The following is a 3,050-nucleotide window of genomic DNA, read 5'->3' on the forward strand; positions in this document are numbered from 1 at the left end:
TAGATTTTCACTAATCTCTTCTTTTTGTTTATAAAGGGGTATTGTTTTTGAAAGTGCTGGCTGCAATCGGTGCTTTTTTATTTTTAATTATACCAAAAGAGCTTCACCAGAAAAATCATTACTTTCTCTGGTGAAGCTCTTTAACTTAGGGACTTATGGTGCAGTCCCTTTTATTGATTTCACATAAATTTGCCGCATAAGTTAAAAATTTTCCGTCAAGCTTCAAACATTACTGAGCTTATATCATATTCTAGTACTTTGAATCTATATTACTTATCTTTATTCAAAAATTCTAAAGCAGCCTGATAATTCGGCTCATTTGTCTGTTCAATAATCAACTCACGATATGCTACTTCTCCATTAGGATTAAGAATCCAAATGCTGCGCGCATCAACATTCCCATCTTCTACGAAAATTCCCACCTTTTTTCCTAAGGAACCATCTTTATCGGAGAGTAATTTCATCTTCGTAACGCCTTCTGCCGCACACCAGTCTTGCTGCTGCTCGACGGTATTAGTTGAAATGGTCAAAAAGTTAATATCTGGAAAAGCATCCACATCTTTATTGAATTTCTTTGTTGAAAGACTGCATACTCGGGTATTGATATCCGGAACAACACTAATCAATGTATACTTTCCACTGATATCTGTATTTGTAATAGTTTCACCTTGTGTGCTTTTTAATTCGAATTCTGGAAAACGACTTGCAATACTAATTGGTTCTCCATTAGTAGATGTTGGTTTTTCATGTCTGGTTATCTTCAACTTCACTCATTCCTTCCGTAACTCGATTATCTCAATTGTATGCTATAGACTCACTGATAAGCAAATATTTGTTCTGATAAAATTTACATTTGTGCAAAAAATTATTGCTGATTATCTTGTCTTACAAAACTGTTGTATTTATACTTAGATTGCGCTAATTAACTTCTGAGAGGAGAAATTGATCATAAAAACGGCTCGCAAATTATTTTATATCACTTTAGGCTCTTTATTATATGCAATTTCAATAAATTATTTTCTTATTCCAACTAGATTAGGTGAAGGTGGTGTTACTGGTCTAACAACCATTGCTTTTTATACACTACAAATTCCCACATATCTAACAAATTTTGTACTTAATAGTATTTTATTGTTGATTGGCTTAAAATATCTCAAACGAAAAACAATTTTACTATCACTTTGGGCAATTATTTGGCTTTCTATTTTCTTGAAACTCCCTGTTATTTATACTTATCATACACAACAGACTATTATTCCAACCATTGTTGGCGGTGCTTTAACAGGCATTTCAATGGGATTAATTTTGAATGCGGAAGGATCTATTGCCGGAAGCACTATTTTAGGAAGAATTCTTAATCAATATCTCGGAATACCTATAGGATCAGCTACTCTTTTTTTTGATCTAGCTGTTGCAATTCCGTCCGTTTTCATTATTGGCTTTGAAAATACGATATTAACAGTTCTAGAATTATATATATCCGCCAAAATAACCAATATTGCTCTAGAAAGATTTGGTTCAAAGAAGGTAATCCAGATAATTTCATCTCACAGCAGCAGTATTTCCCAAGCAATTTCTGACTCACTAGGACAGGGTGTTACACTTCTGCAAGCCACCGGTTTTTACAGTCAATCAGCAAAACCTATTATTTATTTCGTTTGTACTTCTAAAAATCTTGCAAGAATTATCCCCATAATAGCAGCTGCGGACCCTGCTGCTCTAATCATCACTGAAAATGTACGCAGCGTGCGTGCCACTGAAATATATCGACTGCTTTAGTTGTAATGCTATTGTAATAATTTATCTTAACAATTATAGTTCATATTATAATATTCTTTTGCTATACTGTAATTATTCTTATATGTCAATATTGAAATTAAATTTTAAAAAATAATTTATTTAAGGAAGTGAACTTTTTGAAAAAGCGCAAGGAACGAATTGCCCATCAAAAATATTTGCGACAAGTCAAGCATATTAAAGGTATGAGCCGAACTGCTTCATACGTTGGAACAGGTTTTTTACTTGGCTCAGCCTCCCTTCCAATTTTTAAAGTAAAGGCTGATACTACAACTTCTCAAAATGCTGTCACTTCCACCACTGGATCTGTCGGATCTACAAATGTTAGTGAATCCAGCAGCTCTTCGGCTCCCAGCTCAAGCTCTGCCAATTCAACTAGCTCAACTGCTTCAACCGCAGCAAGCGTAGCTAGTTCTACAACAGCAGGTACAGTTGCTGCAAGTAGTAGTGTTCAGAAGGCTCCTGCTTCATCTTCAAGCAGCTCAAGTTCGCAAAGTTCTGCAGTCTCGTCTTCTAGTAGTTCAGCTAGTGCGGCAGTTTCATCATATAGCGCTGTCACATTAGATACGTCATCATTGACCTCTGCCCCTGTAAAAGTGTCAACTTTTATTAATAGTATTGCTAGTTCGGCACAACAAATTGCACAACAGTACAATCTTTATGCATCCTTAATGATTGCACAAGCTGCAACCGAAAGTGGCTGGGGCACTAGTACTTTGTCTACAAAGGCTCACAACCTCTTTGGTATTAAGTATTCTGGGTCTGGCAGCTACATTACTATGAATACTCTTGAGTATTACAATGGCGCTTATCATACTGTTTCTGCCAAATTCCAGTCATATAGTAGTTACAGTGACTCGTTGGTTGCCTACGCAAAACTGATTTCTAACAATTTTGGTAACTCGACCAAAGCCAATGCATCCACAGTTTCTATTGCTGCGGCTAACCTTTCTAAGGGGAAATATGGCACATATGCAACTGACCCCAGCTATGCTACAAAAGTTTTGTCCGTCATTAATTTATACAATCTAACAAAATATGATACAGCTGGTTCGAACAGTTCAAGCACTAATACTTCTACTTCAAGTTCTAACTCTAGCAGCTCTGTTAATAACAGTTCCTCTGCTTCAAGCAGTTCCACTGCCTCATATATCGTTAAATCAGGAGATTCGCTTTGGGCTATTGCTAATAAATATGGTGTTTCAGTCGCCAATTTGAAAAGTTGGAACAGTCTTTCATCAGATACCATCTAC

Annotated in this window: 3 protein-coding genes; 2 read left to right on the forward strand and 1 reads right to left on the reverse strand. The window is 36.0% G+C overall.

Annotation, left to right across the window (positions count from 1 at the left end; all coding sequences use genetic code 11):
* Positions 1-269: 269 nt before the first annotated feature.
* A complete protein-coding gene (locus GSM_RS06390; RefSeq protein WP_003691275.1) occupies positions 270-764 on the reverse strand; it encodes a thiol peroxidase in 495 nt (164 codons plus the stop codon).
* A gap of 178 nt (positions 765-942) precedes the next feature.
* On the opposite strand from GSM_RS06390, the gene GSM_RS06395 reads away from it, so the two are divergent.
* The gene (locus tag GSM_RS06395; RefSeq protein ID WP_003691273.1) at positions 943-1,779 is read left to right on the forward strand and encodes a YitT family protein; all 837 of its coding nucleotides are present in this window, start codon (positions 943-945) and stop codon (positions 1,777-1,779) included.
* Positions 1,780-1,916: 137 nt separating this feature from the next.
* A partial coding sequence (locus GSM_RS14060) for a glucosaminidase domain-containing protein (RefSeq protein ID WP_010077918.1) occupies positions 1,917-3,050 on the forward strand: 1,134 nt, incomplete at its 3' end.

This window comes from Liquorilactobacillus mali KCTC 3596 = DSM 20444, from assembly GCF_000260415.1.
Taxonomy (GTDB): Bacteria; Bacillota; Bacilli; order Lactobacillales; family Lactobacillaceae; genus Liquorilactobacillus; species Liquorilactobacillus mali.